The 3,357-nt window shown below is 44.7% G+C and carries 3 protein-coding genes; all 3 read left to right on the top strand.

What is annotated here, in order from left to right:
• Positions 1–240: 240 nt before the first annotated feature.
• The 3 genes from D779_RS21945 to D779_RS21950 all read left to right on the top strand — a co-directional run bounded on the left by D779_RS21945 (position 241) and on the right by D779_RS21950 (position 3,185).
• Complete coding sequence (locus D779_RS21945; protein WP_081763641.1) at positions 241–1,467, top strand: potassium channel family protein; 1,227 nt, start codon at positions 241–243, stop codon at positions 1,465–1,467.
• A gap of 156 nt (positions 1,468–1,623) precedes the next feature.
• The gene (locus tag D779_RS22490) at positions 1,624–2,526 is read left to right on the top strand and encodes a HEPN domain-containing protein (protein WP_157726489.1); all 903 of its coding nucleotides are present in this window, start codon (positions 1,624–1,626) and stop codon (positions 2,524–2,526) included.
• Positions 2,527–2,633: 107 nt separating this feature from the next.
• Positions 2,634–3,185, top strand: a complete 552-nt coding sequence (locus tag D779_RS21950; protein ID WP_081763642.1) for a sugar O-acetyltransferase — start codon at positions 2,634–2,636, stop codon at positions 3,183–3,185.
• Positions 3,186–3,357: the final 172 nt, after the last annotated feature.

The raw sequence follows: 3,357 nt of genomic DNA on the forward strand, positions 1-3,357 counted from the left end.
CACCACCGGACGTTGGACTCAGTTCTGGGAGAAAATCGATCAATTTGGCGCTGAATGCTGCTGCTGAGGACATCATGCGGAGGCCGCACCCGGCTAAACTCTCGGTGGCGAGATCGGTATAGTTTCCAAGCGGGCTGGTTGTCATCTGATAGCGTGCTAGGCTGACTGCGGCCTAGCGCTATATCAATAAATATCAGCCTAACATGCTGTTAGGTGAGAAAATGGAGTTTTATCTAGTCGATGGTTAATAATCATATAAAACTCGATGTTTTCAGCGAAAAGGTTGAGAAGGGGAATCATGAAACGCTTATAGTCCTTGAATTACAACTATCCGCTGGCGTTAACGTGCTCACTCCTGAATTATTTGTTCAGGCGAGCAAAGGGAAAATTAAAAAGACTGATATTTGGGGATTCAATGCAAATATTTATTGCGATGAACGCAATACAATAATTGTAAAGGACTTCCCATATTTTACTTTAGCGGCATATTCAAACGCCGAACCTATATTGAGTCACCTAAAAGTTTATAATGCCAGCCAGTTTTATAGGCTCAATAATTTGCAAATAAGACGGATGGATTCAGAATTTGCAAATGCTCTAATTGCTGGGTGTGAAGTTGAGGAAGTCTACGTTGGAATAGAGTCATGGCATCAAGAAAGGCCTGATAAAATAGATGCTAACCAGCGCACTGAAAGAGAGAGCAAAACAGATATTCGGGGATCTAGAGTTGGAAAATTGAAAACATATACAGGACAGGGGGCAGTGAATATTCAAGATAGCGTAGTGGGCGAACTAGAGATAAATTCATCCATTACTGATCTTCATGTATGGCAAGGGTGCTCAATACAAAGAATTAATATTGGAGCCACAGTCGAGAAATTTAAAATCAACGACTCAATCATCGAAGTTATGCATGGCAGAAAGAACTCTATGGTAAAAGAATTTGAGTCTACTAACGCATCACTGGTTAAAGTTTTTGAATTATATGAGAGCAATGTTCTATCGAGAGGCAGTTCCTCATTAGAAATACTTGCTGAATCTTATCGTAACGCTAGAAATACGGAGAAGCAACATGAATATTCTTATCTGCATCAAAAGGAAATAACTAACAACATTCCTAGAATATCTAAGCGAGTATTTCCTAGGCTACTGCAAATTACTTGTGGATATGGGTATAAGCCTGAAAGAGGTGTTTACACGCTGTTTGCTATTTGGCTTATATTTGCAATCATTTATTCTGCTTTTCTGCTGGTGCCGGGTTTTGGTTTGGCAACTAATAATGAAGAAATCTCGGGTTGGATAGGAATTCCGTATTCAATGTATTTTTCTGCTATTACGTTTACCACTATAGGCTACGGCGATGTAGTGCCGATAGATTGGTTAACTCGTTTTCTGGCAGGGTTGGAGGGAATATTCGGAATATCAACCATGGCAATAATAATATATGCGCTCACAAAACATGATTAGACGACGTATAGCACCTAACACCAGGCTCAAAGCGAGCCGCGAAGACGCGCCGCAGCTCAATCTGCGGCCGTATCGCGCGCGGCCACTTTAGCCTAGCCGTTGGGCCGTTCTAGAAATTGTGGAAATCAGCTAGCCGACTTCATGGATCAGGAACCGATGCCAACACTAGATGAAATATCTGGGAAACCGAATGTTTATAGCTGGTCAGCTAAGGTCGACTTTGTTCTGAACAGCCGAGGTGGGTTCAAGGATGTTGACTCCGATTCGGTTCTTGTGCCTTGGAACGAGAATCTCTTACTCACGCTAAATAAGCAACGCATCCATCCGGTTCTCGAAGGGGCCGGAGCAACAGGATATCGTCTGATTTTGGAGGCGACGCAAACTGCGTGCGAAGCGGAAGAACTTGGAAAACGATTGGCATGCGCGCTGCTGAAGGTTGCAATAGATCGAGTATGGGGGGTGAGGCTTTCTTGGCCTGATACGCCTTTGCCGTGCAGGGTAGTAGATCGCACGGCTTCCAGTGGGCTCACAGGGCAGGCGTTCGGTTCAGTAACAGGACATTTAGCATTATCAGATTTTGCTGCCGCACTTCAAGATAGCTTCAGCAAGCTGGCGAAAGTGCCTTATCGCTTACTCCTCTCTATGGAATTATGTGCTTCTGCTGAATTCGAGCTAGATAGCCGCGCGAAACTCGTTCTGTTGGTAAGTGCTGTAGAAGCGATAGCGGATCAAGAAGAATACGGAAGCGAGGTTGAAAGCCTCATCAACAGTATGATCCCCATAATTGAAAGTGCTGCTATAGAAGACGCGTCTATAAAAGCGTCAATTCATGGTCAAGTCAAAAACCTTAAGCGCGAGTCTATTCGTCGCGCTATAAAGCGAAAACTCAGCGAGGCTGGTTTTACGGCCGAAGAATTGGTGTTTGTTGAAGGGGCATATAGCGCCAGAAGCAAAATAGTCCACGAGGGTCTGCGTGTGCCGGAGTTAACGGCTATGACCGTACAGTTAAATGAGTTAATTCGACGTCTATATACGCAAGAAATTGAATTTTTAAGTTAAAGCGAGAAATCATTCGCCCAACAAACGGATACATCCGACCGCCAAGAGCGCTGTCGCGCTTTTGGCGGTTGGGTGATCCTTAACGTTAGGCAGAGCAAGTAGATACCATGAAATCTGAAAAAGAAAAAATGCTAGCTGGTGAATTATACGACGCAAGTGATCCTCAGCTTGTAGCAGAGAGGGCCGCTGCGCAAAAAATATGTTCAAATCTAAATTGCCAGACATTAGAGAGCGATCAAAAGAGATCTCTCATCAATGAGCTTTTTGGTGTGGATACTGATATTTCACTCACGCCGCCATTTTATTGTGACTATGGTAGGAATATTAGGCTGGGACGAAGGGTCTATTTCAATTTTAATTGTGTCGTCTTGGATGTGGCAGAAGTATCTATTGGAGATAATGTGCTAGTTGGGCCTGGTGTACAGATTCTTACAGCTTCCCACCCGCTTGATTCAACACTTCGTAGGCAAGGTCAAGAATTTGGCATACCAGTAGTCATAGAAAACGACGTATGGATTGGGGCGGGCGCTATTATATGTCCTGGTGTTACTATTGGAGCAAAATCTGTAATTGGCGCTGGGAGTGTTGTTACGAAAAACATAGGAAGTGGGGTATTGGCTGTCGGCAATCCTTGTAAAGTTATTCGAGATATTGCCTAACAAATGTGTCATGCCGAAGCCAAACCTCAGCTCCGTTTCGACTATGGCTTTAAGCCATTTTATGCGCTCCACTACGCTCCAGTGTATCCGTTCGGTTCCCCCCTGCTCTCACGCCGCAGCAGGTGGCGGCAGAACGGGAGCCGGTCGCCCCTGACGACGCTCGCGCATAACC

The sequence above is a fragment of the Imhoffiella purpurea genome (assembly GCF_000585215.1).
Taxonomy (GTDB): domain Bacteria; phylum Pseudomonadota; class Gammaproteobacteria; order Chromatiales; family Chromatiaceae; genus Imhoffiella; species Imhoffiella purpurea.

Coding starts and splice junctions, on each gene's coding strand:
- D779_RS21945 (WP_081763641.1), top strand. CDS start 241: ATGGTTAATAATCATATAAAACTCGATGTTTTCAGCGAAAAGGTTGAG.
- D779_RS22490 (WP_157726489.1), top strand. CDS start 1,624: ATGCCAACACTAGATGAAATATCTGGGAAACCGAATGTTTATAGCTGG.
- D779_RS21950 (WP_081763642.1), top strand. CDS start 2,634: ATGAAATCTGAAAAAGAAAAAATGCTAGCTGGTGAATTATACGACGCA.